Annotated in this window: 1 pseudogene; it reads left to right on the top strand. The window is 51.7% G+C overall.

Features of this window, described 5'->3' with window-relative positions:
- Positions 1-930: pseudogene (tuf, locus tag GTPT_RS16560) on the top strand (elongation factor Tu); the annotation flags it as partial.

Below are 930 nucleotides of genomic sequence, written 5' to 3'. Positions count from 1 at the left end.
AAGAAAAAGCACGTGGTATTACCATCAATACTTCACACGTAGAATACGAAACCCCGACCCGTCACTATGCACACGTTGACTGCCCGGGCCACGCCGACTACGTTAAAAACATGATCACCGGTGCTGCACAGATGGACGGCGCTATCCTGGTTGTTGCTGCAACTGACGGCCCTATGCCTCAGACCCGTGAGCACATCCTGCTGGGCCGCCAGGTAGGCGTTCCTTACATCATCGTGTTCCTGAACAAATGTGACATGGTTGATGATGAAGAGCTGCTGGAACTGGTAGAAATGGAAGTCCGTGACCTGCTGTCACAGTACGATTCCCAGGTGACGACACGCCAATCGTTCGCGGTTCAGCGCTGAAAGCACTGGAAGGTGAAGGCGAGTGGGAAGAGAAGATTCTGGAGCTGGCTGGCTTCCTGGATTCTTACATCCCTGAGCCAGAGCGTGCTATCGATCAGCCGTTCCTGCTGCCAATCGAAGACGTATTCTCAATCTCCGGTCGTGGTACAGTTGTTACCGGTCGTGTAGAGCGCGGGATCATCAAAGTCGGTGAAGAAGTTGAGATCGTTGGTATCAAAGATACTGCGAAATCAACCTGTACCGGTGTTGAAATGTTCCGTAAACTGCTGGACCAGGGTCAGGCGGGTGAGAACGTTGGTGTTCTGCTGCGTGGTATCAAGCGTGAAGAGATCGAACGTGGTCAGGTTCTGGCTAAACCAGGTTCAATCAAACCACACACCCAGTTCGAGTCAGAAGTTTATATTCTGTCTAAAGACGAAGGCGGCCGTCATACTCCGTTCTTCAAAGGCTACCGTCCACAGTTCTACTTCCGTACAACTGACGTGACCGGAACCATCGAACTGCCGGAAGGCGTAGAGATGGTAATGCCTGGTGACAACATCAAAATGGTTGTTACCCTGATCCA

Source organism: Tatumella ptyseos ATCC 33301, from assembly GCF_000735525.1.
Lineage (GTDB): Bacteria > Pseudomonadota > Gammaproteobacteria > Enterobacterales > Enterobacteriaceae > Tatumella > Tatumella ptyseos.
Note: the sequence above shows the minus strand (reverse complement) of the source record. Positions and strands in the feature narration are given on the sequence as shown.